Below are 26307 nucleotides of genomic sequence, written 5' to 3' on the forward strand. Positions count from 1 at the left end.
TGCCTTTCTGACACGAGTAAGCACGAGGTACGGGCCGCTTGTACCTCGCGGAAGAAATCATTATCGCCTGCCCGGCGGACCCCTTTGCGGTGAGGGTTACCTGACCCGGCGGACCGCCGCGGGCAGCGACGCCCGGGCCGCGATCCGTTTCTCGGCCTGTTTCACGGCTCTCACCAGCGCACCCCGTTCGCCGAGATACCCGGCCACCACACCGACCACCGGAATGTTCCCCAGCAGCGCGTAGGTCCCGCCCGGTTGCGGGCGCTTGTCGAGTTCGTCACTGAGCGCCCGCACCGTGCCCGCGGTGCGCCACAGCGCGCCGATCAGTCCGAACGGGCGCCACACCGATGCACCCTGCGCCGAAGCGAATGGCGGCGTCGCGCCGGCGAGCACCGCGGACGCGTCCGTCTCACGCCGGCAGAGCACGGACGCCAGCAGGTCCACCTGCTCGGACCGGTTCGTGACGCCGTGCTCCCGGGCCACTGCGACGAGCACGACGGCCTGATTCGCAAATCCGAGCACGTCCTGGATCGGGAGCCGGTTGAGGAGCACACCGAACATGCCCGGGGACGCGACCGCGATCGTGTTCAGCGCGCCGATCCGCGTCACCCACCACCGTGCCCGCTCGTCGTCGCTCGCCTTCTCCCACGACGCCGTCCCCGGGAACCGCACGGTGTCGAGCACCCAGGCGACGCCGTCGAGCAGCGCCTCGGCGGCGCCCCGTTCCTCCGCTGTCGGGGTGAACGTCCGGCCCTTGATGCCGAACGGATCCGTGAGGGCCAGATCGAGCACGGGGTTGATGCCCCGCGCGGCGCGATCCAGAATGCCGACGACGGTGTCGTCGCCCAGCCGATGCGTCTCGCTCATGCGGCCGGCGGCCGTCCCTCGCGTCGTGCGTGTGTGGTGGTGCGTTCGCGGGCCGGGCGGCCGATGCCCTCGGCGATGGCCCGCAACTCCTCGACGGTCTTCTCCGATCCGTGCTCGGATCCCGCCATCCGGGAGATGGTCTCCTCCATCAGGGTGCCCCCGAGATCGTTCGCCCCACCCTGCAACATCACCTGGGTGCCGGTCACCCCCAGCTTGACCCAGCTGGTCTGAATGTTCGGGATCCGCCCGTGCAACATGATCCGCGCCAGCGCGTGCACCGCCCGGTTGTCCCGGTTGGTCGGACCCGGCCGCGACGCCCCCGCCAGATACAGCGGCGCACTCTGATGGACGAACGGCAACGGCACGAACTCGGTGAACCCACCGGTGCGGTCCTGAATTCCGGACAGCACCCGCAGGTGCCCCACCCAATGCTTCGGGTTGTCGACGTGCCCGTACATCATCGTCGAACTCGACCGCAGACCGATCTCGTGCGCGGTGGTCACCACCTCCACCCAGGTGGCGGTGGGCAGCTTGCCCTTCGTGAGCACCCACCGCACCTCGTCGTCGAGGATCTCCGCCGCGGTGCCGGGAATGGTGTCCAGACCGGCCTCGCGCAGTTCGGTCAGCCAGTCCCGGATGCTCTGCCCGCCCCGGGAGGCGCCGTTGACGATCTCCATCGGGGAGAACGCGTGCACATGCATCGACGGGACCCGCTTCTTCACCGCCCGCACCAGATCCGCATACCCGGTGACCGGCAGTTCCGGGTCGATACCGCCCTGCATGCACACCTCCGTCGCCCCCGCCACGTGCGCCTCCCAGGCCCGGTCCGCGACCTCGTCGGTGGACAGGGTGAACGCGTCCGCGTCCCCCTTGCGTTGCGCGAACGCGCAGAACCGGCACCCGGTGTAGCAGATGTTGGTGAAGTTGATGTTCCGGTTCACCACATACGTCACCTCGTCCCCGACCGCATCCCGACGCAGCGCATCGGCCAGCGCCACCACCGCCTCGAGCCCGGCCCCGTCCGCGGTCGCCAACGCCAGGTACTCGTCGTCCGACAGCCCCGCCGGGTCGCGTTCGGCGCTGCGCAGCGCCGCCAGGACGTCGGTGTCCACCCGCACCGGCCCGGACAACTCCAGCACCTGCTCGCGGACGGTCTCCCAGTCCCCGAACGCGCTGCCCAGGTCGCTGCGGGTGTCGGTGTTGCGGCCGGCGGTGTCGATCTCGGTGTTCAGATCCACCCGGCCCGCCGACTCCCAGGACTCGTCCGGCTCCTGCCACGGCAACCCGACCGGGATGGTGCCGACCTTGGCGAGCCCGGTCTGCGGGTCCGCCAACGCCTGCACGTGCCCGGTGATCCGCGGATCGATCCACGGCGGGCCGGCCAGCACGAACTGCGGCTGCGCCGCCGTGCGCTCGGTCAGCTCGAACCCGGCGGCCGCGGTGATCTCGGCCAGGGTGTCCAGGTTCGGCCACGGCCGCTCCGGGTTCACGTGGTCCGGGGTCAGCGGCGACACCCCACCCCAGTCGTCGACCCCGGCCCCCAGCAGCGCCGCGCACTCGGTGGTCGACACCAGATTCGGCGGCGACTGGATCCGCATCCCCGGGCCCAGCAGCAACCGGGACACCGCGATCGTCGCGAGAAACTCCTCGAGACCGGCGTCCGGGGCATCGCGCATCGCGGTGTCCGGTTTGGCCAGGAAGTTCTGCACGATCACCTCCTGGACGTGCCCGAACGCCTTGTGCGACTTCCGGATCGCCATGATCGACTCGGCCCGCTCCCGGACCGTCTCACCGATCCCGACCAGGATGCCCGTCGTGAACGGCACACTGAGCCGGCCCGCGTCGGTCAGCGTGCGCAACCGCACCGCCGGATCCTTGTCGGGGCTGCCGTAATGGCACTCGCCCTTGTCGGTGAACAACCGGGTCGAGGTGGTCTCGAGCATCATCCCCATCGACGGGGCCACCGGCTTGAGCCGGGAGATCTCCTCCCAGCTCATCACACCCGGGTTCAGGTGCGGCAGCAGCCCGGTCTCCTCGAGCACCCGGATCGACATCGCCCGCAGGTAGTCCAGCGTCGAGTCGTAGCCCCGCTCGTCCAGCCACTGCTTGGCCTCCGGCCACCGATCCTCCGGCCGGTCACCGAGGGTGAACAGGGCCTCCTTGCAGCCCAATTCGGCGCCCTGCCGGGCGATCTCGAGGACCTCGTCCGGTTCCAGATACGCCCCGCGCCCCTCCGCCCGCAGTTTGCCCGGCACCGTCACGAACGTGCAGTAATGGCACTTGTCCCGGCACAACCGCGTCAGCGGGATGAACACCTTCCGCGAATACGTCACCGCCCTCGGCCGACCCGCCGCCAGCAACCCGGCATCGCGCACCTTCGCCGCCGACGAACACAGATCCACCAGATCGTCGCCGCGGGCCTGCAACAACACCGTCGCCTCGTCCACGTTCAACGTGGCACCGTCCCGCGCCCGCCGCAACACCCGCCGCATCGCGGACGCGGACGGTGCCACTTCCTGCGCCGATGCGCCGGACGGGGGTGCCGCCGGAACACCCGGCATGGGAAGCATCGTGGGCCGGCCGGACTCTTCACCTGAATGGGTCACCCAGCGATCATGCGCCATCGACGACGAGCCGTGCCACCCAGACTCCGTGAGCGGCGAGGATCGCTACCCGCGCGGGTAGTCCTCGTCGACCGGAACCGCCCGGCTCTGCTCGGCGGCGTCCGCCTCGTTCACCTCCAGCGACGACACTTCTTCGACCTCGTCGGAATTGTCGTCGTCGACGGCGATCTCCTGCTCGAGCCGGTCCGCCTCGGGAACCTCCGGAGAATCGGCCGCATCGAATGACGTCATGTCTGCGCTCCTTTCACTTCGGGGGTCCTCCCACCATAGGTCCGTTCTCGACAGAATGGCGGGGCACGGCCAAAGTAGGGGCATGAGTGTGCCCACCACCGTCACCATGGCGGAACCGCTGTGGCGGCCCAGCCCCAAAGCCAAGCAGCTGTGGGCAATCAACGCCGCCCTCCTCTGGTTTCCCGTCTTCGTCGTGCAGGCCGTCGCTCTCGTCTTCCACTGGTGGCCCGTGTGGGTGCACGTCACGGTCCTCGCGATCACCGTCGTGCTCGCGATCGTCCACGTCGCCGTCGTCCCGCTCTGGCGGTACCGGGTGCATCGGTGGGAGATCAGCGACACCGCGGTCTACACGCGCAGCGGCTGGTTCACCCAGGAACGGCGCATCGCGCCCATCTCCCGGATCCAGACCGTCGACACCGAACGCGGACCCATCGACCGCATGCTGGGGCTCGCGACCGTCACCGTCACGACGGCGTCGTCCGCCGGTGCCGTCAAGATCTCCGCCCTCGATCAGGACACCGCCGACAGCACCGTCGCGCGGCTCACCGAGATCGCCGGCACCAATGTCGGTGACGCCACATGAGTGCGGCACCGGAACCGGGCGTCGCGCCGCCCATCGCGCAGGGCGAGGCGGCGGTCGCCGCGGAGGAGGAGCAACCCTGGTTGCGTCTGGACCGCCGGATGCTGCTGGTCCACCCCGTCAACGAGATCGTCAAACTTCTGCCGGTGTTGCTGATTTCGCTGGTGATCGGCACCCAGAGCGGCAACCACGTGTGGAGTCTCGTCGCCATCGTCGTGTTCGTGGTGTTCGGCGTCTCGCGCTGGTTCACGACGAGTTACCGCATCGGCCCGGTCCACGTGCAACTGCGGCAGGGCCTGTTCCGCAAACGCCTGCTGTCCGTACCGCGCAACCGGATCCGCTCCGTCGACGTGGAGGCGGGCGTCCTGCACCGGCTGCTCGGGCTGTCGATCGTGCGCATCGGCACCGGCCGGCAGGTGGGGTCCACACCGGACGCGGCGAAGTTCGAACTCAACGCGCTCTCCACCGGGCTGGTGCCCGACCTGCGCGCCGCGCTTCTCGCCCGTCAGCCCTCCCCCGAGGTCGAGCACACCGCGGTCACGCAGGAACCCGCGGTGACCGAGATCGGCCACTGGACCCCCGCCTGGGTGCGCTACGCCCCGTTCTCGGTGACCGGGGTGGTGACCATCGCGGCGATCGTCGGACTCGCGTTCCAGTACGGAATCGGCGCGAAGATCGCCCGCTCCTCGACGGTGGCCGAGGGGATCGAATCCGCCGAGCGCGTCGGGATCGCCGTGGCCGTCGTCGTCGGCATCGTCGTCCTCCTGATCGCCGCCAGCGGCCTCGCGTGCGTCCGGTACCTGCTGACGTACGGCAACATGACGCTGACGGACAACGGCCGCACGCTGCACGTCAGCCACGGCCTGCTGAAGACCCGCCAGAGCACCCTGGACCGCGCCCGTTTGCGCGGAACGACCCTGAAGGAACCACTTCTCCTGCGGCTCGCCGGCGGCGCCCGACTGGATGCCGTGATGACCGGTGTCAGCGCCGAGAGGCACGAGTCCTCCCTCCTGCTCCCCCAGGCGCCGCGCGCGGAGGCCGAGCGGGTGATGGCCACTGTCATCGGCGACCACCGCCAGGCCGCGGTCCCGCTCACCCCGCACGGGCCGGTCGCGCAGCGGCGGCGCTACACCCGGGCCCTGATCCCCGCGGAGATCGCGCTCGCCGCCGCGCTCGTGTTCCTGATCCTCGACCGGCCCGTGTTCTGGGCGGTGTGGGCCGGGATCGTGGTGCTCGCCGTCGGCGGCGTGGCGCTGGCGTGGGATCGGTACCGCGGTCTCGGTCACGCGGTGCTGCCCGGGTGGTTGATCACCCGCAGCGGCTCCCTCGACCGCGCCCGGGACAGCCTCGAGGCCGACGGCATCATCGGGTGGACCGTGCGCCAGACGTTCTTCCAGCGGCGGGCCGGGGTGGCGACCGTCATCGCCGCGACCCCCGCCGGCACCGGAAAGTACCTGGTGATCGATCTGCCTGCCGATCAGGCGTGGTCGCTCATCGAGTCGGTGACACCCGGCGGAGGTGACGTGTGGGCGCGGCGCTGACCGACATCGCCGGTCTCGACGCCCACCTCATCGACTGCCGGGCGTGCCCACGCCTCGTCGAGTGGCGGGAGACGGTCGCACGCGACAAGCGCGCGTCGTTTCGCGACGAAACCTATTGGGGCCGTCCGGTTCCCGGATTCGGTCCGGCCGACGCGTCCCTGCTGATCGTGGGCCTCGCGCCCGCCGCGCACGGCGCGAACCGGACCGGGCGCATGTTCACCGGAGACCGCAGCGGCGATTTCCTCTACGCCGCCCTGCACGCCGTGGGTCTCGCGAGCCAGCCGACGGCCACCCGCATCGGCGACGGCCTCGAACTGTTCGGCGTCCGGATCACGTCCCCGGTGCACTGCGCGCCGCCCGCGAACAAGCCCACCCCGGAGGAACGCGACAACTGCCGCCACTGGCTCGATGCCGAACTGCGCATCCTGCAACCCGGTCTGCGGTCGGTGATCGTGCTCGGGGGGTTCGGCTGGCAGTCGCTGCTCCCCGTCCTCGACGACGCCGGCTGGGCCGTCCCCCGGCCGCGACCCAAGTTCGGGCACGGCGCGCACGTCGAACTGGCCGGCGCCGAACGTCCCCTGCACCTGTTCGGGTGCTACCACGTCAGCCAGCAGAACACGTTCACCGGACGTCTCACCCCCGCCATGCTCGAGTCGGTGCTCTCCGACGCCGCACGCGTGGCCGGGCTGCCCAGATCCCCGGACGAACGGGACGCCCGTTCGATCTGACGCAACGGACGTCCCGTTCGTCCGGTGGGGAGGACCGTCAGCGCCGCTTCGGGAGCTCCTCGATGATGTATTTGGCCATGCTGCCGAGCCGGGGGCGGGCGGGTTGCATGGTGTCCACCCCGAGGACGGTGAGCGGCGAGGCCGTGACGGAACCGACGCAGACGGGTGCGACCGGACCGTGGAACGCCTGCAGGAGGGCCTCGACCCGGTCAGTGTCCTTCGCGGTGCTGAGCAGCGAGGACACGGCGGGCGCACTGGTGAACGTGACGGCGTCGACCTCGGCGCGGACGATCCGGTCGAGCAGCGTCAGCAGTGGCTGCTGGTTCTCGGGTCGGATCCACCGGTACACCGACACGGCCGTCGTCTCGGCCCCGGCGCCGGCGAGGGAGACGCTGAGGTCGGTCATCGGTTCCCATTCGGTGATGGTGCCGTGCAACTGGACCGCGACGCGCAGTCCGCGCACGCCCTGGGCCACGAGGTGTTCGTGCACTTCCTCGGACGATTCGGTGTCGGGCGACCACTCCTCACGCAGGCCTGCGCCGCGCACGGCGCCCTTCGCCTTGGGACCGCGGGTGATGATCCGCGCCGACTGCAGGGCGGCGAGCAGCGCACCCTCCTCGTCCCAGGCCCGTGCCGCGTCCAGCCACCCCCGGAATCCGACGGCGGTGCTGACGACGAGGAGGTCTGGCGGCGACGCGATGATCTCGGCGGTGCGGGCGCGCAGATCGGAGTCGTCGACGAGCGGTAGCACGTGGATGGCCGGGGTGTGGACGATGGTGGCGCCGTGCCGTTCGAGGAGCGTGATGAACTCGGCGGCCCGGCGTTCCGCGGTGACGGCGATGGTCAGTCCGGAAAGTTCGTCGTTCGACATTCTCTCAGTGTGACGGACGAATCGCACTAAGCTGCCCACATGATCACAGCTGTGCACACTCTGGTCTACGCCGACGACGCCGAGGCCGCCCGCGATTTCTTCCGCGACGTGCTGGGCTGGGCGCACGTCGACGCCGGCGGCGGTTGGCTGATCTTCCGCACCGGGCCGTCCGAGATGGGTGTGCATCCCACCTCGGACGATCGGGGCGGTGAGCCGTGGTCGACCCGGCCGCATCACGAGATCTCGCTGATGTGCGAAGACATCGAGTCGACCGTGGCGGAACTCGAGGCCAAGGGTGCCGAGTTCACCCGCGGAGTCCGCGACGACGGGTACGGCCTCACCACCTCGCTGAAGATCCCCGGAGCGGGAGAGATGATGCTGTACGAGCCTCGGCACCCGGTGGCGTTCGAGCGTTAGGCCTTCGCCTGCGCGCTGCTGCGCGCCGGATTGGCCTGCTCCCCCGCCTTGGGATCGGTCTCGGACTGCTTCGTCGACACCCCGTCGGCGATCCGGTCGCCGAGCGTCTTGTCGACGTTGCGCCAGTACTCGAACGCCTTCGCCAGGATCGGTTCGCTGACACCGTTCAGCAGATGGCCGACGATGTTGTCCACCAGGCGGTCCCGGGCGGCGTCGTCGAGCACGTCACGGACCATCGTCCCGGCCTGACCCCAGTCGTCGTCCTCCTTGTGGAGTGCGTAGGGCGAGCGGACCATGTCGCCGGCGCCGTACCAGGTGGCGGTCTCGCCGACCTGCGACGGGTCGGCGTGCGGGCCGCCCTTGGAATTCGGCACGTACACCGGGTCCCCGGGGTTGTGGTGCCGCATGTTGCCGTCCTTCGAATACGAGTGGACGGGCACGTGCGGCCGGTTGACGGGCAGTTCCTTGTAATTGGCGCCGATCCGGTAGCGGTGGGCGTCCGGGTAGGAGAACAGCCGGCCGATGAGCATCTTGTCCGGGCTCGGTCCGATGCCGGGAACCAGATTGCTGGGTTCGAACGCGGCCTGTTCGATCTCGCAGTGGTAGTCCGTGGGGTTGCGGTCGAGGGTCATTCTGCCGACGGGGATCAGCGGGTAGTCACTGTGCGGCCACACCTTGGTGAGGTCGAACGGGTTGAACCGGTAGTCGTCCGCATCCTCGAACGGCATGATCTGCATCTTCAGCGTCCAGCTCGGGTACTCGCCGCCGTCGATGTGCTCCCACAGGTCCCGTGTGTGGTAATCGGTGTCGACGGACGCCATCTGGTCGCCCTCGTGCTGCGTGAAGAACTCGATGCCCTGGTCGGTGTGGAAGTGGTACTTCACCCAGAACTTCTCGCCGGCGGCGTTCACCCACATGTACGTGTGGCTGGAGTACCCGTTCATGTGCCGCCACGTGCGCGGGATGCCCCGATCGCCCATCAGCCAGGTGACCTGGTGCGCCGACTCCGGGGACAGCGTCCAGAAGTCCCACTGCATGTCGTGGTCGCGAAGATTGTTGTCGGCGCGCCGCTTCTGCGAGCGGATGAAGTCCTGGAACTTCATCGGGTCGCGGACGAAGAAGACGGGCGTGTTGTTTCCGACCATGTCGTAGTTGCCCTGCTCGGTGTAGAACTTCACGGCGAACCCGCGAGGGTCGCGCCACGTGTCCGGGCTGCCGCGCTCGCCGGCGACGGACGAGAATCTGATCAGCAGATCCGTCTTCTTCCCAGGCTGGAAGAGATCGGCTTTCGTGTACGCGGAGACGTCCTCGGTAACTTCGAACCGTCCGAACGCCCCGCCCCCCTTCGCGTGCGGTTGGCGTTCCGCAACGCGTTCGCGGTTGAACTGGGCCATCTTCTCGATCAGATAGTGGTCCTGGAGGAGGATGGGCCCGTCCGTCCCGATGGTGAGCGAGTGTTCGTCACTCGTGACCGGGATACCGGCGTCGTCGGTCGTGAAGTTCTGTTCTGTCATCGCGATGCTCCTTCAGCAGACTGCTGGTCGCTACCGCGTACCCTCGCGTTCCGGAGGCGAAACAGTCCCGAAAGCCGCTTTGGCACTGACCTTCCACAGATAGACCGCCGCGGGGAGCAGCGAGCCGATCAGGAGCAGGAGCGTCCAGACGGACGCGAGCATCAGCACGTCGCCGCCCGGGCCGCCGAACATGCAGAGCAGGAAACCGGCCCCCCAGCCGGCGAGCGGCAGCACTCCCGACCTGATCCGGCCGGTCGTGGACCGGGCGGCGATCACCAGCGCCAGATTGGCGACCGCGGCGACGAGAATGCTGATCGGAAACGGCGTGGCACCGAGGTAGCTGGGTAGGAACAGCACCGACAGGACGGCGCACAGAAAACCGTCGAACACCAGCAGCGCGAGGGTGACCCTCCCCACGGCGTCGAGGTGCCCGGGTTTCGCTGCGGTGCCGACGGTCATGTGTCAATAGTGGATCAGGCGACGGGCGGGTAGCCCAGCAGGGTCAGCAAATGGCTCTGCATGTCGGCGAATCCGTACAGCACGCTGTAGTACAGGTCGTGCTGGGCCGGCCACGAGGGCCGGAGCGTATCGACGAACGCGACGATGGCGTTCTGAACATCCCAGTTGTACATCTATCGCCTCTCCTGACGGGTGCCACGCGGACTCGACCGCGGCCGCTGCGTGACGTGCGCCACAGTGTAATACGTAACGCCGGTCACAGACACCTGCGGTCAGAGACTCACGCCAGCGAAGAGGTCCCGCTCCCGGCCGTCGGCGTCCCGATCCCCGAGGGCGCCGCGGACCAGCACGAAATGCTCCTCCACCAGGATCGGCTGCGCGATGTCGTTGGAGAGCGCGTACTCGGTGCCGCTCGGCGCCACGGTCACCTGGGTGGCGTGCGCCGACAGCGCGTTCCGCTTCGCGTCGAGCACACCCCGCACGTCGATCACCGTCGTCACGTCGGCGGCCGGCACGCTCGGCAACTCGCCGGGCTCCGGCAGCCGCCAGCCGTCGGGAAGGTCGCCGATCCGGCAGAGTCCCGCCTCGAGCGCGCTCGCCTCGGTCACCGTCCAGTACAGTTTCGCGACCTCCCAGGGGACGCCCGCGTCGGGGAACTGTTCCGTTCCCGCCGCCTCGACGGCCGCCGTGACGATCCCGTGCGCCTGGATGTGGTCGGGGTGCCCGTATCCGCCGTCCGGGTCGTACGTGACGACGACGTGCGGCCGCACCTCGCGGATGACCGCCACGATCGCCGCGGTCACCGAGTCGCGGTCGGCGTTGACGAAGGCGCGCGGGTTCGCCGCCGACGCCGTGCCCGCCATGCCGGAGTCACGGAAGCGTCCCGCCCCCAGGAGGAATCGTGGCCGTCCCGCACCGAGAGACGTCAGCGCGGACGTCAGCTCGCCGATCCGGAACCCACCGAGCTGATCGGCGGCGCCGGCGACCAGGTGCGCCCACTCGTCGCCGATCACCTCACCCTCCTCGCCGAGCGTGCACGTCAGGACGTGGACGTCGGCACCCTCGGCGGCGTAGCGCGCGATGGTGCCGCCGGTGGTGAGGGTCTCGTCGTCGGGATGGGCATGGACCAGCAGAAGTCGCCGCTCACTCATTCCTTGATCCTGCTCCAGTCTGCTGCGTCACTGAATATTCCGACCGGCACGGCGCCGGTCAGCGATACCCCGTCGACGCCCGGCCCGGCCGCGACCAGCGTGCGGTCCTGCATGATCGGCAGCACCGCGGCCAGGTCCCAGAGCCTGCGATCGGCGTCGGCGAGGGCCTGTGGCACATCACCGACTCCGCGCAGCGCGGCGTCGATGGACGGCTGCAGGGTGGGGTCGCAGACTCCCGACAGGTTGGACGGGGCCTCGGCCTCCGACACCGAATCACGTTCGGGGCCGGCGGTTTCGGTGTTCGGCTGGGTCGTCGCGACCACTGCGGGCGGACAGCTGTGCCGGGATGCCAGCGCCGTCGCCGGGTCGGACCCGGCGCGCGACCAGCCGACAACCGCTCCGATGTCGCCCTTGCTCAGCGACTCCCCGTACAACTCCTCGGCGGGCAGCGACGTCACGGTCGCGTCGATGCCGGCGCCGCGCAACTGGTCGGCCGCCGTGTTGGCGACGGCGCTCGCGGTGTCGTCGCCCTCGGGTGTCCCGATGACGAGCGTGAGCGGGACGCCCTCGCGGACGAGCCGGGTGGGCGGCACCGTACCTGCGGGAACGACGGTGCCCGGAGGTGTTTCGGCGACGTAGCCGTATTCGGCCAGCTGCGCCAGCACCTGTTCGCGGCTCGGCCGCGCGGGTGCGGTCGCGCTGTAGCCGGGATCGGACGGGGCGTAGACCTGCGAGCGCGCCGGGACCGCCGAGGCCTCGCTGCCTGCGCCGACGACGGCGAGCAGTTCGGTGTCCAGCAGGTTCAGCAGACTCTTCCGCACCCGGACGTCGGCGAGTTCGGGCACCCGGCCGTTCAGCGTGAGGTCGAGTCCGCGGGGCTGGAACGACGCACCGGTGCGTACCGTCGGGATCGCGGCGAGCTGAGCGGACGTCGCTGTGCCCCCGTGGATCTGAACGACTTGGGTATCGTTGTTGCGCATCGAGTCGGCGAGCTGCGACGGGGTGCCGTCGCGGCGCATCAGGATCTGGTCGGGGGTCGCCGGCTTGTCCCAGAACCGGTCGTTGCGTTCGAGCAGGATCTCGTCGCGGCCGCGGTCGATCGACTTGATGTGGAAGTGTGCGCCCGACACCGGGATGTTCTCGGCCAGTCCGGTCGCGAAGCCACCCGGGGAGTCCTTGATGAGATGTGACGGCAGGAGGTCGGTGAAGAGTTCACGCCACGCCGGGTAGGCGGCCTTCATCACGACGGTGACCGTCTTGCCGCCACCCGAGGACCGGACGTCCTGGATCAGGTCGTAGCCGGCGGGGTCGACCACGCCGGGGGCGCTGATCATCTGCTGCCACAGGTAGCGGAAGTCCTCGGCGGCGATGGGCGCGCCGTCGGACCATTGCGCTTCGTTGCGCAGCTGGTACGTGACGGTGAACGGTTCCTGCGACGTGACATCCGCGGAGATGACGAGGGAGGAGTCGGGAATCCAGATGCTGCCGCCCGGGTGCGCCGGGTCGGGCACCGGCCGGAACGGGCTCGGCAGGACAAGGGCGCTGACCGCGGAGTTCGCCGGCGACTGGTCCGACAGCAGGTGCGGGTTGAATCCGCTGCCCACGTCGTCGATCGCGACGACGACGGGCTGCTTCTCGGTCGGCGACACCGTCGGCTTGGGGCTGTCGGTGCTCTCGACCGGCGGAGGCGGATCGGCGGTGCACGACGTGAGTACCGCCGTCGACAGTGCCAGCAGGAGTGCGGTCACGGCCACACCGTTCCCGCGCCTTCGGCCCCGAACTCCCCGAACTGCCCGAAGTCCCCGAACTGCCCGAAGTCCCCGAACTGCCCGAAGTCCCCGAACTGCCTGGACTCTCTCGAGTCGACCCCCAGCACCCACCGCGCCGCCTTTCCTCAGAGATACCGGAAGGCTCCGGAAACCCACGAGCGAATGTACCTTCGGTCGACGATCGATCGAAGGTACATTCGCCCGGTTGTGTTTGACGTGGTCGGACGTGCCGACTACAGGGCCGCCTTGTCGCGGGCCTTGGAGCGCGAACGCTCACGGGCACGGTCGGTGGCCGACAGGTGCACCTTGCGCACCCGCACGACCTCCGGGGTGACCTCGACGCACTCGTCGCCGGCGCAGAACTCCATCGCGCCTTCGAGCTCCAGCTTGATCGGCTTGGCGAGGGTCTCCATCACGTCGGCGGAGGACTGACGCATGTTGGTCAGCTTCTTCTCGCGGGTGACGTTGATGTCGAGGTCTTCCTGGCGCGGGTTGATGCCCACGACCATGCCCTCGTAGGTGTCGGCGCCGGGCTCGACGAAGAACGTTCCGCGGTCGGCGAGCTGGATCATCGCGAACGGGGTGACCGAGCCGGTGCGGTCCGAGACGAGCGAGCCGGTGTGGCGGGCGCGGATCTCGCCTGCCCACGGTGCGTAGCCGTGGAAGACGGCGTTCGCGATACCGGTGCCGCGGGTCTCGGTGAGGAAGTCGGTGCGGAAACCGATCAGGCCGCGCGACGGGACGATGAACTCCATCCGGACCCAGCCCGCGCCGTGGTTGGCCATCTGCACCATCTTGCCCTTGCGGTTGGCGAGGAGCTGGGTGATGGCGCCGAGGTACTCCTCGGGGCTGTCGATGGTGAGCTCCTCGAAGGGCTCGTGCACCTTGCCGTCGACCTGACGGGTGACCACCTGCGGCTTGCCGACGGTCAGCTCGAAACCTTCGCGGCGCATCTGCTCGACGAGGATGGCGAGCGCGAGCTCACCACGACCCTGGACCTCCCAGGCGTCGGGGCGCCCGATGTCGAGAACCTTGAGCGAGACGTTGCCGACCAGTTCCTGGTCGAGGCGCGACTTCACCATGCGGGCCGTCAGCTTGTGTCCGCTGACCCGGCCGACGAGCGGCGAGGTGTTGGTGCCGATGGTCACCGAGATGGCGGGCTGGTCGACGGTGATCCGCGGCAGCGGCACCGGGTTCTCCAGGTCGGCGAGGGTGTCGCCGATCATGATGTCGGCGAAACCGGCGACCGCGACGATGTCACCGGCGACGGCCTTCTCGGCGGGCTGGCGCTCGACGCCCACGGTGGCGAGCAGTTCGGTGATCTTGGCCTTGGTGACGACGGGCTCGCCATCGACCTCGCGGCACCAGGAGACCGTCTGCCCCTTGGTCAGCTCGCCGTTGTGGATGCGGACCAGCGCGAGACGTCCGAGGAACGCGGACGCGTCGAGGTTGGTGACGTGAGCCTGCAGCGGCGCGTCGACGTTGCCCTTGGGCGCGGGCACGTAGTTGAGGAGGACCTCGAACAGGGCGTCGAGGTTCTCTGCGTCCGGCGCGTGACCGTTCTCGGGCTGAACCTTGGACGCCTTGCCCTCACGGCCGGAGGCGTACAGAACGGGAAGGTCGAGGGCGAGCTCGGCGGCTTCTGCGGCCTCGTCGTCGAGGTCGGAGGCCAGGTCGAGCAGCAGGTCGTGGCTCTCGGAGACGACCTCTTCGATGCGGGCGTCGGGACGGTCGGTCTTGTTGACCACCAGGATGACGGGCAGCGACGCGGCGAGCGCCTTGCGCAGGACGAAGCGGGTCTGCGGCAGCGGGCCCTCGGAGGCGTCGACGAGCAGGACGACACCGTCGACCATGGACAGGCCGCGCTCGACCTCGCCGCCGAAGTCGGCGTGACCGGGGGTGTCGATGACGTTGATGACCGTGACACTGCCGTCGCCGTGGTGCTTGTGGACGGCGGTGTTCTTCGCGAGGATGGTGATGCCCTTCTCGCGTTCGAGGTCGCCGGAGTCCATCACGCGATCGACCAGTTCGGCGCGCTCCTCGAATGCCCCCGACTGACGCAACATGGCGTCGACGAGAGTGGTCTTGCCGTGGTCGACGTGTGCGACGATGGCAACGTTACGGAAGCTGGTGATGGTCACGCGGTGGCTCTCCTGGCTGAGTTGATTCGGCCACGCGAAAGTTCCCTCGCACGGCTTTCTGGCGGCCGCCTTGTCATCTCGATTCAGAATCCTCGTCGAGGCGATGGTAAATCGCCCAGTACAGGCATCGCGGCCACGTGAATACTACCCGCCCGAACGGCTACTTCGCGCATCGCCGGCTTCGCGGGGCATGCCCGACCAGCGTAAAGTGATCTGCGCCACGTCGAATTCGGCCCTTCTCGCGTGTGCGGTGGGGTCGAAAGCTGAGGGGACGCTAACCTGAGCGGAGCCGGCGGATACCGGCGTTCACCGGAGTAGGAAGGCCGAGCCGAGTATGGGCAAGGTGAAGGCCAGCAAGGTCTCGGGTCTCAAGCCGAAGAAGAAGTGCTGCCGCAGCAAGACGCGGTGCATCAAGTGCCCGGTCGTCATCATGCGCATGAAGAAGCTCGAGAACGAGGGCGCGTCCAAGAAGGACCTGAAGAAGGGGCTCAAGAAGGCCCGCGCGGCGTGAGGTCAGGCCCACCCGTTCAGGTGCAGCCGCAGGTCCGGCACCCATCCGCGGTCGTTGCCGACGAGGTCGATCTCGCCCAGTTCCCGCCCGTCCACCCATCGCAGTTCCGCGTGGTCGAGCGCGGCGGGTGTTCCTGACACCAGTTCGACGCGGTACGCGCGCAGCACCCGGCCGTCGGGCAGCGGCACGTCGTCACCGATCCGGTCGCCGCCTGACACCTCGACCCCGAGTTCCTCCCGCAGTTCGCGGCGCAGCGCGTCCTCGGGGCTCTCCCCCGCCTCCGCCTTGCCGCCGGGCAGCTCCCACAGTCCGGCGAGTTCCGGGGGCCGCGTCCGCTGTGCCAGCAACAGCCGGCCGTCGACGATGATCGCGGCCGCCACCACTTCACCGGTGTTCTCGACAGGTCTTGCACGTTCCTCGGGCACGGCACCATCATGAGGTATGGCCGAGTTGCTGTCAGACGGAGAGATCGACACCGCGCTCGCAGGACTGCCCGGGTGGCAGCGGGCGGGTGATTCCCTCGTCCGCACCGTGGAGTCGCCGAGTTTCCCCGAAGCGGTGGAGCTGGTCCGGAAGGTCGCGGAGGCGGCGGAGGCCGCGAACCACCATCCGGACATCGACATCAGGTGGCGCAAGGTCACCTACACGCTGTCGACGCATTCCGCGGGCGGTCTCACGCAGCTGGATCTGGATCTTGCTGCGCAGATCGACTCACTGGCGGGCTGATCTCGCCGACGGCCGCGGTGGCACGCTTCGTGCGTCGCCCGGCGTAGGCCACCCAGAGGTAGACACCGAACGCGCCGACGACGTCGACGGTGCCCAGCCACGCGAGTACCGCGGGCCGGGAGATCAGCCAGATCGAGTCCTGGAAGAAGCTGAGCACCCAGGGCACGCCGATGAGAGTGGTGGCGAGCCAGTACCCGGCGAGGATCCGGGTGCCGAGCATCGAACCGTAGGGGCCGTGCAGCAACCAGATCAGCATCGGGATCACCCACACCCAGTGGTGCGACCACGAGATCGGTGAGACGAGCAACCCCAGCAGCTCGACAAGGATGAGGGTGCCGAGCCGATCGTCCCGGGCGATCGCCCGCCAGGCCAGGCCGGCGAGGACGACGGTGACCGCCACCGCCAGCAGCCAGAGGACGCCCGTCTCGACGTCGTACCCGAGCAGCCGCGACAACGCGCCGCGCAGCGACTGATTCCAGACCGAGCCGACCGGCCCGATGCGATCGGCGTCACCGAGCAGGTGGGTGAAGTACTCCCGCGCCTCCGAGCCGATCAGCAGGTAACTGACTCCGACGGTCGCGGCGAACGCGACCCCGGAGAAGACGGCGGCCTTCCAGCGGCGTTGCATCAGGAAATAGAGGCCGGTGATCGCCGGGGTCAGTTTGATCCCGGCGGCGAATCCGACGAGCGCACCGGACAGCCACCACCGGGAACTGCGGACCGCGGTCATCACGAGCAGGGCCAGGAAGACGTTGATCTGGCCGTAGTCCAGCGTGGTGCGCACCGGCTCCACCCACACCCCGACCGTGGTCCACAACACCGCGACCGCACGCCAGTGCGGGCTGCGCGCGGCATCGCCGAGCACGAGCCCCAGACTCATGCGCGCCAGCGCGTACAGGGCGAGGATGGTGAGCAGTTGCCAGCCGACCCCGACCAGTGGGAACGGCAGGTAGTGCAGGGGAAAGAAGACGAGCGCCGCGAACGGCGGGTAGGTGAACGGCAACGGAAAGTCCGGTGTCACTTCCGAATAGGTGAAGTCGTAGAGACTGCCACCGTGGAGCGCCTCGGAACCGTCGACGTAGACGTGCAGGTCGACGAGGTTCATCCCGTTGGGGCTCAACAGCGTCCACGCCATCCGCCCGAGCACCGACAGCACGAGAAGAACAGGCGCGCATCGCAACAGGGTGTGCAGGGCGGATGTTCCCCGGGTCGACGTGGGTGAACGCTCGGAAGTCGGGTCGTCGGAGGCTGCTCCGCCGTCGGACGCTGCATGGTCGGACACAGTGTGGCGCTCTCCCGTGAGGTGTGTAGATGTCTCAGCCGATCCCGAAACGGTCCCGCACAGCGTAGACGGCGCCGCCCGCTGCCTCCGAGGTGTCCGTAGCCGTGCGTAACAGTTGCATCACCAATCACACGAACCACACGTGCCACAAGCTATCGTCACCGGAGGATCACCGTCGGGGTCTATATGCCATACACTCCCACCGGGGTGCCGCAGCTACCGGTGAACGAACTCGTGAGCTGTACAACCCGGGGGCGCTGTACATAGAGTGACCCCCCGAGCCGTCAGACGTGGATTGTTTTGTCGTCCACGCTGTTATGACTAAGGATGGGGAGACTGTGCTTCGAACCCGAGGTATGCGCAGAGCAGTAACTGCTCTCGCCGTTGCCGCAGCAGCCGCTATGGCAGTGCCGGCCCAGGCGATCGCGCAGCCGACGCCGCCGCCCGTGCCCGAAGGCATCCCCGTGGAGATGCTCGCGTCGTTCGCACCCGCCATCATCGGCGCAGCCGCTGGTACCGAAGACATCGCCGCAGGACCCCAGGACGCGATCCTGGACCAGGCCCGCAACCTTCTCGAGTCCCCCGGCATCCCGCCGGAACTCAAGTCCACCCTCGAACGCGTCATCACGTTCCTCGACGGCAGCGGCGGCGGCGGTCCCGAGATCCCGAAGGAGAACGCGCCCGTCATCGCGCAGTTCCTCTACCCGACCATCGGCAAGGGCTGCATCGGCGAGGGCGCCGACTCGGTCGGCACCGCGCTCGCGGTCCCCGGCCCGGCCCAGCTGCCCCCGCCCGGCCCCAAGGCAGGTCAGGCCGGTTTCGTGTTCACCGCCCTCGGAACCAGTTCCGTTGCCGCCGAACAGCCCGAACCGCTGACCGTGACGTGGATCAACCTGGACAACCAGCGGCGCGCCACTCAGAACCTCACCAACGAGGCCAAGATCAACCCCGACGGACCGGCAACCCTGTCGGCGATCGCGGACACCGGCCCGGGCCGCGTCCTCGCGGTCGTGTCGGGCGGACTGACGACCCAGAAGGAGGGCGCGGCGCCGATCACGTGCAGCTTCCTCCCCACCGTCGGCATGTTCCAGGTCGCGTAGCACTTCACAGCTGAACGAGCGAGGGGCCCTCCGGACTTTCCGGAGGGCCCCTCGCTCATGTCTGCGCCGCTTCACTGTTTGCCGACGGCGCCACCGTGGTAGACCGAGGAATGCCCTCGACGCATCACACAACGGACCACTCACTGCGATCGCGACACGCCCGGCGTTCCATCCTGTCGATCCGTTCGGAAGGATCGATCCTCTCGATCGGTTCCGCCTATTCGGTCCTGTCGATCGGGAGTGTCGGCTCGGTGCTCTCGATTGGGTCCGTCGGATCGGCAGGCTCTGCACTGAGCACCGCCTCGTTCGCCAGCCTCGGATCGGCGTTGTCGGGGCTGTCGCGGTGGTCTCTGCTGTCGTGGAAGGGCTGGCACGACGCGCCGCCCGAGCACCCTCACCTCACGGTCATCGCCGACGAACCGGACCTCGCCCGGGACGCGACCGCGCACGTCCAGTCCTGACGACGTCCGGTCAGGTCGTCCGGCCGGCGCGCGGCCAGGAGTTGCCGTCGTACTTCTCGATCTCGCCGTTGAATTTGGTCAGCAGGCGGCGCAGCTCACCCCGGTCGTGGTCGCTCCACTCGGCGATGATGCGTTCGACACCGTTCCTGCCGAGCGCCCGGTCTGCGTGAAGCTGCTCGAGCCCCCGCGCAGTGGCCTCGACCTTGCGGGCCATTCCCCCGTCCGGGTCGGGGACCCGCTCGACGAGTCCGCGCTTCAGCAGCGCGCCGATCTGCCGGTTGATCGTCGAGATGTCGAGCCGGAACGCCTCGGCGAGCTGTTTCAGGCTGAGCGGATGTTCCAGTTCCAGGCGTCCGAGAAGCAAGTAGGCGGAACGGTCGAGTTGGAATCCCGCCCGCTGCGCGTGGGCGTGATAGCGCGACAGCAATGTCAATTCGTTCTCGACATCAGCCGCCACCTCGTCGCGATCGGACACCGGCACCTCCCAGAGTTACCGTCATTCTGCCCGAGGCACGGTTACCTCGACCGGGACATCATTGTGCATGATACACATCATGTGTAGCGTGCACATTCCGGTACCGCGGGAGCCAATCAGGATCCGTTGACGAACAGCGCGGTGTAGAGAACCGACGCGACGGTGTACACGACATTGATCAGCAGATCCATGGCAGAACCTCCGGGTTCCAGAGTGAAACGAGTGACAACAGGTAATCGGAGTCGACTCGGATGGCGTTTCAACGATCCCATCCACTGGAAAACACCCCACAACAGAACTGAAACGTGTTCTCATTCTTCGAGGCACGCAGACGCGGTGCCGGACGAGAGAAGGGGATGCACCATGCCGTGGAGTCGCGCCGAACTCGACGAGGCGTTCGCACACTACCAGCGAACCGTCAGCCGCTGCGTCGAACTCGGAGACTGGGACGGATTCGCCGACCTCTTCACGGAGGACGCCACGTACGTCGAGCACGCGTTCGGGCACTTCGCCGGACGCGAGGCCATTCGCACCTGGGTCACGCGCACCATGTCGGCCTTCCCCGGAAGCCGGATGACCGAGTTCCCGGCGAACTGGTACGTGATCGACGAAGACCGCGGATGGGTGATCTGCGAGATCGACAACCCCATGGAGGATCCCGGCGACGGCTCGCGGCACGCCGCCGCCAACATCACGATCCTCCACTACGCCGGCGACAACCTGTGGTCGCGCGAAGAGGACGCGTACAACCCGATGAACTTTCTCGCCACCGCCAAGAAGTGGTGCCGCGCAGCGGAATCCGCAGGCAACCTACCAGAAGACGCGCGGCAGTGGCTCTCGAAGACGGGTGATCGACCGGCAGCCTGACCGGTCACCACTGCCCGTAGTCGGGTTTGAGAATGTCGTTGAGATCGATGCCCACGCCGTCGACGTTGCTCGCGTCGATCTCGTACTGATGCAGGTGCGCCGACGGGTGCACGTACCCCTCGGGCGTGCCCCAGTCGTGCTGCCAGTACCACGACCCGAGCCCGGCGAGTACCGCCAGATCCAGGGTCTTGGAGTTGGCGTAGATGCCGGTGTTGCCCTTGCCGACCACCGACTCCCACCCGGCGAGGTACGGGGCGATCATGGTGAGGAAATCTGCGGGCGAAGGATTGTCGTCGATGGACGCGTAGATGGGGCGGTCTTCGGGACCGCCTGCGGCGAGGTGCAATTCGAGCCCGCGCTCCGCGTGCCGTTTGCCCGCCTCGAGCCCGCCGCGCCAGTCGGCGGTCGGCCCCTTGCCGAACTGATAGCACGAGACGACGGACAGTCCGGCGTCGAGCAGCGCCTGCGCCTCGTCGGCGAGCATCGGCTTGCCTTCCATCCATTCGGCGCCGGGACGGCGATCCGACACGTAGCGGATGGCGCCGTCGTATCCGGCCTCGAGGATGGCGTCCGCCGAAGGCACGCCGCCCGCGTAGTCGATCAGGATGCCGAGGCTGTCCGCCTTCGCGACGGCGACAGAGGACGTGGTGGACGTGAGCGCCGCGATCCCGGCCACGGCGGATCCCGCTGCCGCGTACCGGAACAGGTCTCTCCGAGAAATCTGCACTGTCGCCCCCATATCCGATCGGTCGCGCTCCGGCGTGTCTCCGACATTCACTCTCGCTCAGTCGGTATGTTGTCCGGTTTGCATTCCACCACACTCACACGGGTCCCGCCAGCCACTTGGACTACATCCGTCACATCGAACACTCGCGACCCGCCGGCACCGCCGGGTCAGCGGAAGAACACCGCGGCCTGGTCCGCCAGTTCCAGCGCCCCCTGCGGCAGGATTCCGAGCACCACCGTCACCACCACTCCCACCGCGATGGCGGCGGCGGTGAACATGCTGGGCACCACGATCGTCGGGGCGTCGCTCTGCGGTTCCGAGAAGAACATCAGGACGATCACCCGGACGTAGAAGAACGCCGCGATCGCGCTGCTGACGACGCCGACGAGGACGAGCGGAACGGCACCGCCCTCGATGGCGGCCTGGAAGACCGCGAACTTGCTGACGAACCCACTCGTCAAGGGGATTCCGGCGAACGCGAGCAGGAACAGGGCGAAGACCCCGCCCACCAGAGGCGAACGCCGCCCCAGCCCCGCCCAGCGGGACAGGTCCGTCGCCTCGCCCCGGCTGTCCCGCACGAGTGTGACGACGGCGAACGCGCCGAGCGTGCTGAATCCGTAGGCCAGCAGATAGAACATGGTGGACGACAGACCCGCCCGGTTGGCCGCGACCAGACCGGTGAGGATGAATCCGGCGTGCGCGACCGAGGAGTACGCGAGCATCCGCTTGACGTCGTTCTGCGTGACCGCCATGACGGCACCGACCACCATGGTGAGGATGGCGACGCCCCACATCACCGGCCGCCAGTCCGCGCGGAGGTCGGGCAGCGCGACGTAGAAGATGCGCAGCATCGCCCCGACGGCCGCGACCTTGGTGGCCGCCGCCATGAACGCGGTGATCGGTGTCGGCGCACCCTGATAGACGTCGGGGATCCAGGAGTGGAACGGGACCGCGCCGATCTTGAACAGCAGTCCCACCGACAGGAGCGCGGTGCCGATCAGCGCCAGCGTCCGGTCCTCGGCGCCCTCGGCGAGCGCGTCGGCGATCCCCGGCAACGCGACGGTGCCCGCGTAGCCGTACAGCAAAGCCACCCCGAACAGGAAGAACGCCGACGAGAACGCCCCGAGCAGAAAGTATTTCATCGCGGCCTCCTGCGACAGGAGACGGCGGCGCCGCGCCAGCCCGCACAGCAGATACAGCGGCAGCGAGAGCACCTCGAGCGCCACGAACATGGTGAGGAGGTCGTTGGACGCCGGGAACAGGAGCATCCCGCCGACCGCGAACAGCGTGAGGGGAAAGACCTCGGTGTGCCCCGGGGCGTTCCTGGTGGCCTCCCGCTCGGCGACACTGCCGGGGACGGCGAACGCCTGCGGGGTGAAGGCGTCGGTTCCGCCTTCGGGCTCCGCCCCGCGGACGGCCGTGACCTCCGCGGTCGCAGCGCCGACCCCGCTGTCGACGCTCCGCTCGGCGATGATCAGGATCGCCGGGATCGAGATCAGCAGGATCGTGCCCTGGAGAAACAGCGTCGGACCGTCGACGGCCACCGCTCCCCCGACCACCGAGTCGCGGGTTCCGGCCAGCAGGACGACGGCCACGAATGCCGCGGTGAGTCCGCCGAGCGCGAGAACGAGATGGCTCGAATAGCGGCCGCGCCGGGGCAGGAACGCCTCCACGAGCACACCGGCCACAGCCACGCCGAACACGATCAACATCGGCGCCAGCTGGCCGTATTCGATGTCCGGCGCAGGCAACGGCGCGGACTGGGCGAGGACGAATTCGGAGGTACTCATCAGGGTGTGCCTCCCTCTGGGTCCTGCCCGGCGACGGTGGGGGCAGGATCGTGCTGACCGACGGTGACGAGGACGTGGCTCACCGCGGGGGTGATGACGTCCAGCACCGGCTTGGGGTAGACGCCGAGGACGAGCAGCAGGGCGATCAGCGGTGCCACGACCGCGATCTCACGGCGCACGAGATCGCGTACCGTTTCGTTGCCCTCCTTCAGCGGTCCCGTCATCATCCGCTGGTAGAGCCACAGCACGTAGATCGCCGCGAGGACGAGCGCGAGAGTCGCGACCACGGCAGCGATCTGGTACCGCGAGAACGTCCCGACCAGGACGAGGAACTCACTGATGAAGGGCGCCAGGCCCGGCAGCGACAGCGTGGCCAGCCCCGCCACGAGGAACGTGCCCGCCATCACCGGAGCGACCTTCTGCACGCCGCCGTAGTCGGCGATGAGGCGGGTGCCGCGCCGGGACACCAGGAACCCGGCGATCAGGAACAGCGCCGCGGTCGAGATGCCGTGGTTGACCATGTACAGCGTCGATCCGGCCTGCCCCTGGCTCGTCATCGCGAAAATGCCGAGGATGATGAAACCGAAGTGCGAGATCGACGTGTACGCGATCAGTCGCATCACGTCGGTCTGTCCGATGGCCAGCACCGCGCCGTAGATGATGCCGATCACCGCCAGCACCGTGACGAACGGCGCGAAGTACGCGGACGCGTCCGGGAACATCTGCAGGCAGAACCGCAGCATCCCGAACGTGCCGACCTTGTCGACGACGGCCATCATGAGCACCGCGCTGGCCGGGGTGGCTTCCACCGCCGCGCCCGGCAGCCACGTGTGGAACGGCCACAGCGGGGCCTTGACCGCGAAGGCGAACATGAACCCGAGGAACAGCGCCTTCAGCACACCGGGGTCGGCGTCCAGACCCTCCGCGACGATCACCCGGAAGTCGAAGGTGCCGCCGCCGAACGCGTCCTGGCGCGCCGTCACCACGTACAGCCCGATGACGGCCGCCAGCATGATCAGGCCGCCGAACAGGTTGTACAGCAGGAACTTCACCGCGGCATACGCCCTCCCCGCCCCGCCGAATCCTCCGATCAGGAAGTACATGGGGATGAGCATGGCCTCGAAGAAGATGTAGAAGAGCAGGACGTCGAGGGCGGTGAACGAGACGATCACCATCGCCTCGACCATCAGCGTCAGCGCCACGTACGTGTGCGCCATCCGCCGCCGGTCGTAGTCGGGAGCGGAGTCGCCGTCGTTCCACCCCGCCAGCAACAGCAGCGGCACCAGAACGGCGGTGAGGAGGACCAGGACGAGCGCGATGCCGTCGAGGCCCAGGATGTACCGGGTGCCGAAAGCCGGGATCCAGGCGTGCGATTCGACGAACTGGTACTGCTCGCCGGTCGGGTCGAACCGGATCGCCAGCACGACCGCCAGGCACAGGACCACCACGGACACACCGACCGCGACCGATTTCGCAAGCGCGCGCCTGTCGACGGGCAAGGCCAGGACCACACCGGCACCGACGAGTGGCAGCACCCACAGGACCGTCAGCCACGGGAAGCCGCTCACCACAGCCTCACCAGCATCGTGGCGACCAGAAGCGCCGCACCCGCGAACATGAACAGGGCGTACGACCGGACGAACCCGGTCTGCAGACGCCGCACCCGCACCGACGTTCCGCCGACGAGCGCGGCGAACCCGTTGACGGCGCCGTCGACGCCCCGGTCGTCGACGGTCACGAGCGTTCGCGTCAACTCCTGCCCGGGACGCATCAGTGCCGCCTCGTTGAACGCGTCGCCGTACAGGTCCCGCCGGGCCGCGACGGTGAGCGCGGTGACGTCCGTCGGCGCGACGTCGGGGATCGGCTGCCGGGCGTACTGCCGGTAGGCCACCGCGACTCCCGCGAGCACCACCACCAGCGTGAGTGCGGTGATCGCCCACACGGGGAGGGCGGGCTCGCCGTGGTGGGCGCCGACGACAGGTTCCAGCCAGTGCTGGAGGGAGGAGCCGACGGCGAGGAGGGCGCCGGCGGCGACCGAACCCACCGCGAGCAGGATCATCGGTACCGTCATCACCCCTGGCGATTCGTGTGGGTGGGAATTTGGTGCCCATCGGCGGCGTCCGAAGAAGGTCATCAGCATCACCCTGGTCATGTAGAAGGCGGTGAGTCCCGCGCCGAGCAGCGTGACCGTTCCGAGGACGACGCCCTGCACGCCCTCGGCGGCGAACGCCGCTTCGATGATCTTGTCCTTGGAGAAGAAGCCGGAGAACGGCGGAATCCCGATAATGGCCAGGTATCCCAGCCCGAACGTGACGAATGTGATGGGCATGACGGTGCGCAGACCGCCGTAGCGGCGCATGTTCACCTCGTCGTTCATGCCGTGCATCACCGAGCCCGCGCCGAGGAACAGGCCGGCCTTGAAGAAGCCGTGGGTGAGCAGCAGCATGATCGCGAACGCGTACCCGGCCGGTCCGAGTCCGGCGGCCAGCACCATGTACCCGATCTGGCTCATCGTCGACGCCGCCAGCGCCTTCTTGATGTCGTCCTTCGCGCAGCCGATGATCGCGCCGAACAGCAGGGTCACCGCGCCGACGATCACGACGCCGAGCTGGGCGTTCGGCGCCAGGTCGAAGATCGCGTTGGAGCGGACGATGAGGTACACACCCGCCGTGACCATGGTCGCGGCGTGGATGAGCGCGGACACCGGTGTCGGGCCCTCCATCGCGTCGCCGAGCCAGGACTGCAGCGGGACCTGCGCCGATTTGCCGCAGGCGGCGAGCAGCAGCGCGAGCCCGATCGCGGTGAGCACGCCCTCGCTCGCGGCGTCGGTACGCGTGAACACGTCGGCGAATTCGATCGAACCGAACGTCGAGAACATGATCATGATCGCGAGGATCAGCCCCATGTCGCCGACCCGGTTGACCACGAACGCCTTCTTCGCCGCGGCCGCCGCGGACGGCTTGTACTGCCAGAACCCGATCAGCAGGTACGACGCGAGACCGACGCCCTCCCACCCGACGTACAGTCCCAGGAAATTGTCGGCCAGCACCAGCAGCAGCATCGCCGCGAGGAACAGGTTGAGGTAGGCAAAGAACCGCCTGCGCTCCGGGTCGTGCGCCATGTAGCCGACCGAATAGATGTGGATCAGCGAGCCGACACCGGTGATCAGCAGCACGAAGCACACGGACAGCTGGTCGAGTTGCAGACCGAAGTCCACCTGGAGTTCGCCGACCGGCACCCAGCTGAACAGGATCTGGTGCACCACCCGGTCGGCGGCGTCCCGGCCCAGCATGTCGACGAAGAAGACGAGGCCGAGTGCGAACGAGGCCAGCGCCGTCACGCAGCCGAGGAGATGACCCCACGCATCGCTGCGCCTGCCCACCAGCAGGAGCACGGCGGCGCCGAGGAGCGGCAGAACCGGCAGTAGCCACACCGCCGACGACAGCGTTCCGCTCATGCCGCACCGCCGATCGGG

General features: G+C 68.4%; 27 protein-coding genes. 9 read left to right on the top strand and 18 right to left on the bottom strand.

Translation table 11 applies throughout. The features are described 5' to 3' along the window. Positions 1-96: 96 nt before the first annotated feature. From CJ179_RS07405 to CJ179_RS07415, 3 genes are read right to left on the bottom strand one after another with little or no spacing between them, the layout of a single operon-like run. The gene (locus tag CJ179_RS07405) at positions 97-867 is read right to left on the bottom strand and encodes a hypothetical protein (RefSeq protein WP_095861094.1); all 771 of its coding nucleotides are present in this window, start codon (positions 865-867) and stop codon (positions 97-99) included. Beyond that, on the bottom strand, positions 864-3491 hold the full coding sequence (locus tag CJ179_RS07410; RefSeq protein WP_095861095.1) for a bifunctional FO biosynthesis protein CofGH: 2628 nt from the start codon (positions 3489-3491) through the stop codon (positions 864-866). Before CJ179_RS07410 ends, CJ179_RS07405 begins: the two co-directional genes overlap by 4 nt. A 45-nt stretch (positions 3492-3536) precedes the next feature. Further along, on the bottom strand, positions 3537-3722 hold the full coding sequence (locus CJ179_RS07415) for a hypothetical protein (protein ID WP_015889740.1): 186 nt from the start codon (positions 3720-3722) through the stop codon (positions 3537-3539). An 82-nt stretch (positions 3723-3804) separates the two neighbouring features. On the opposite strand from CJ179_RS07415, the gene CJ179_RS07420 reads away from it, so the two are divergent. The 3 genes from CJ179_RS07420 to CJ179_RS07430 are packed head-to-tail and all read left to right on the top strand — an operon-like array spanning position 3805 to position 6571. Beyond that, positions 3805-4305 carry a PH domain-containing protein gene (locus tag CJ179_RS07420; RefSeq protein WP_072940497.1) on the top strand — a complete coding sequence of 167 codons (501 nt, stop codon included), beginning with the start codon at positions 3805-3807 and terminating at the stop codon, positions 4303-4305. Then, the gene (locus CJ179_RS07425; RefSeq protein ID WP_072940499.1) at positions 4302-5843 is read left to right on the top strand and encodes a PH domain-containing protein; all 1542 of its coding nucleotides are present in this window, start codon (positions 4302-4304) and stop codon (positions 5841-5843) included. Before CJ179_RS07420 ends, CJ179_RS07425 begins: the two co-directional genes overlap by 4 nt. After that, positions 5828-6571: a uracil-DNA glycosylase gene (locus tag CJ179_RS07430; protein WP_095861096.1), complete on the top strand. Its 744-nt coding sequence runs from the start codon at positions 5828-5830 to the stop codon at positions 6569-6571. The genes CJ179_RS07425 and CJ179_RS07430 overlap by 16 nt, the downstream gene beginning before the upstream one ends. Positions 6572-6608: 37 nt before the next feature. Here CJ179_RS07430 and CJ179_RS07435 read toward each other — a convergent pair whose 3' ends face one another. Next, the gene (locus tag CJ179_RS07435; protein ID WP_072940505.1) at positions 6609-7442 is read right to left on the bottom strand and encodes a uroporphyrinogen-III synthase; all 834 of its coding nucleotides are present in this window, start codon (positions 7440-7442) and stop codon (positions 6609-6611) included. A gap of 39 nt (positions 7443-7481) precedes the next feature. On the opposite strand from CJ179_RS07435, the gene CJ179_RS07440 reads away from it, so the two are divergent. Continuing rightward, positions 7482-7859: a VOC family protein gene (locus CJ179_RS07440; protein ID WP_072940508.1), complete on the top strand. Its 378-nt coding sequence runs from the start codon at positions 7482-7484 to the stop codon at positions 7857-7859. Here the strand turns inward: CJ179_RS07440 and CJ179_RS07445 are convergent. The 7 genes from CJ179_RS07445 to typA form a co-directional block, all read right to left on the bottom strand. Then, positions 7856-9373 carry a catalase gene (locus tag CJ179_RS07445; protein ID WP_072940511.1) on the bottom strand — a complete coding sequence of 506 codons (1518 nt, stop codon included), beginning with the start codon at positions 9371-9373 and terminating at the stop codon, positions 7856-7858. The two genes, CJ179_RS07440 and CJ179_RS07445, sit on opposite strands and share 4 nt — an antisense overlap. A 30-nt stretch (positions 9374-9403) precedes the next feature. Then, complete coding sequence (locus CJ179_RS07450) at positions 9404-9832, bottom strand: hypothetical protein (protein ID WP_072940514.1); 429 nt, start codon at positions 9830-9832, stop codon at positions 9404-9406. A gap of 14 nt (positions 9833-9846) precedes the next feature. Then, complete coding sequence (locus tag CJ179_RS51295) at positions 9847-10005, bottom strand: hypothetical protein (protein ID WP_005239161.1); 159 nt, start codon at positions 10003-10005, stop codon at positions 9847-9849. A 99-nt stretch (positions 10006-10104) separates the two neighbouring features. Beyond that, positions 10105-10983: an N-acetyl-1-D-myo-inositol-2-amino-2-deoxy-alpha-D-glucopyranoside deacetylase gene (gene mshB, locus CJ179_RS07455; RefSeq protein ID WP_095861097.1), complete on the bottom strand. Its 879-nt coding sequence runs from the start codon at positions 10981-10983 to the stop codon at positions 10105-10107. Further along, entirely contained in the window at positions 10980-12737 is a 1758-nt protein-coding gene (locus CJ179_RS07460; RefSeq protein WP_179377539.1) for an ABC transporter family substrate-binding protein, read from the bottom strand. The genes mshB and CJ179_RS07460 overlap by 4 nt, the downstream gene beginning before the upstream one ends. Continuing rightward, complete coding sequence (locus tag CJ179_RS52635; protein ID WP_257015377.1) at positions 12728-12859, bottom strand: hypothetical protein; 132 nt, start codon at positions 12857-12859, stop codon at positions 12728-12730. The genes CJ179_RS07460 and CJ179_RS52635 overlap by 10 nt, the downstream gene beginning before the upstream one ends. 126 nt (positions 12860-12985) lie before the next feature. Further along, positions 12986-14893, bottom strand: coding sequence for a translational GTPase TypA (gene typA, locus CJ179_RS07470; protein ID WP_072940524.1), 1908 nt, complete (start codon positions 14891-14893; stop codon positions 12986-12988). A gap of 343 nt (positions 14894-15236) precedes the next feature. On the opposite strand from typA, the gene CJ179_RS51300 reads away from it, so the two are divergent. Continuing rightward, complete coding sequence (locus CJ179_RS51300) at positions 15237-15404, top strand: hypothetical protein (RefSeq protein WP_167372117.1); 168 nt, start codon at positions 15237-15239, stop codon at positions 15402-15404. Positions 15405-15406: 2 nt separating this feature from the next. On the opposite strand, the gene CJ179_RS07480 is transcribed toward CJ179_RS51300, so the two are convergent. Further along, positions 15407-15787 (bottom strand): (deoxy)nucleoside triphosphate pyrophosphohydrolase, encoded by a 381-nt coding sequence (locus CJ179_RS07480; protein WP_072940528.1) that lies wholly within the window; start codon positions 15785-15787, stop codon positions 15407-15409. Positions 15788-15845: 58 nt separating this feature from the next. Here CJ179_RS07480 and CJ179_RS07485 point away from each other — a divergent pair, with 58 nt between their 5' ends. Then, the gene (locus tag CJ179_RS07485) at positions 15846-16130 is read left to right on the top strand and encodes a 4a-hydroxytetrahydrobiopterin dehydratase (protein WP_015889728.1); all 285 of its coding nucleotides are present in this window, start codon (positions 15846-15848) and stop codon (positions 16128-16130) included. On the opposite strand, the gene CJ179_RS07490 is transcribed toward CJ179_RS07485, so the two are convergent. Next, positions 16078-17412, bottom strand: coding sequence for a mannosyltransferase (locus CJ179_RS07490; protein ID WP_095861101.1), 1335 nt, complete (start codon positions 17410-17412; stop codon positions 16078-16080). The two genes, CJ179_RS07485 and CJ179_RS07490, sit on opposite strands and share 53 nt — an antisense overlap. A gap of 317 nt (positions 17413-17729) precedes the next feature. On the opposite strand from CJ179_RS07490, the gene CJ179_RS07495 reads away from it, so the two are divergent. Beyond that, on the top strand, positions 17730-18512 hold the full coding sequence (locus CJ179_RS07495; RefSeq protein WP_174705479.1) for a hypothetical protein: 783 nt from the start codon (positions 17730-17732) through the stop codon (positions 18510-18512). 110 nt (positions 18513-18622) lie between these two features. Continuing rightward, the gene (locus CJ179_RS07500; protein WP_072940536.1) at positions 18623-18973 is read left to right on the top strand and encodes a hypothetical protein; all 351 of its coding nucleotides are present in this window, start codon (positions 18623-18625) and stop codon (positions 18971-18973) included. A gap of 10 nt (positions 18974-18983) precedes the next feature. Here the strand turns inward: CJ179_RS07500 and CJ179_RS07505 are convergent, their stop codons facing one another. After that, positions 18984-19454: a MarR family winged helix-turn-helix transcriptional regulator gene (locus CJ179_RS07505; protein WP_095861102.1), complete on the bottom strand. Its 471-nt coding sequence runs from the start codon at positions 19452-19454 to the stop codon at positions 18984-18986. 357 nt (positions 19455-19811) lie between these two features. On the opposite strand from CJ179_RS07505, the gene CJ179_RS07510 reads away from it, so the two are divergent. Further along, complete coding sequence (locus tag CJ179_RS07510; RefSeq protein WP_072940541.1) at positions 19812-20315, top strand: nuclear transport factor 2 family protein; 504 nt, start codon at positions 19812-19814, stop codon at positions 20313-20315. A 4-nt stretch (positions 20316-20319) separates the two neighbouring features. Here CJ179_RS07510 and CJ179_RS07515 read toward each other — a convergent pair whose 3' ends face one another. From CJ179_RS07515 to nuoL, 4 genes are all read right to left on the bottom strand, one after another. Beyond that, positions 20320-21054: a DUF1906 domain-containing protein gene (locus CJ179_RS07515; protein WP_072940544.1), complete on the bottom strand. Its 735-nt coding sequence runs from the start codon at positions 21052-21054 to the stop codon at positions 20320-20322. Positions 21055-21209: 155 nt separating this feature from the next. Then, complete coding sequence (gene nuoN, locus CJ179_RS07520; protein WP_072940547.1) at positions 21210-22832, bottom strand: NADH-quinone oxidoreductase subunit NuoN; 1623 nt, start codon at positions 22830-22832, stop codon at positions 21210-21212. Beyond that, positions 22832-24400 (bottom strand): NADH-quinone oxidoreductase subunit M, encoded by a 1569-nt coding sequence (locus CJ179_RS07525; RefSeq protein ID WP_179377540.1) that lies wholly within the window; start codon positions 24398-24400, stop codon positions 22832-22834. The genes nuoN and CJ179_RS07525 overlap by 1 nt, the downstream gene beginning before the upstream one ends. Then, positions 24397-26289, bottom strand: coding sequence for an NADH-quinone oxidoreductase subunit L (nuoL, locus tag CJ179_RS07530; RefSeq protein ID WP_095861104.1), 1893 nt, complete (start codon positions 26287-26289; stop codon positions 24397-24399). The genes CJ179_RS07525 and nuoL overlap by 4 nt, the downstream gene beginning before the upstream one ends. Positions 26290-26307 lie beyond the last annotated feature (18 nt).

It is taken from the genome of Rhodococcus sp. ACS1, assembly GCF_002300155.1.
GTDB classification, from domain to species: domain Bacteria; phylum Actinomycetota; class Actinomycetes; order Mycobacteriales; family Mycobacteriaceae; genus Rhodococcus_F; species Rhodococcus_F koreensis.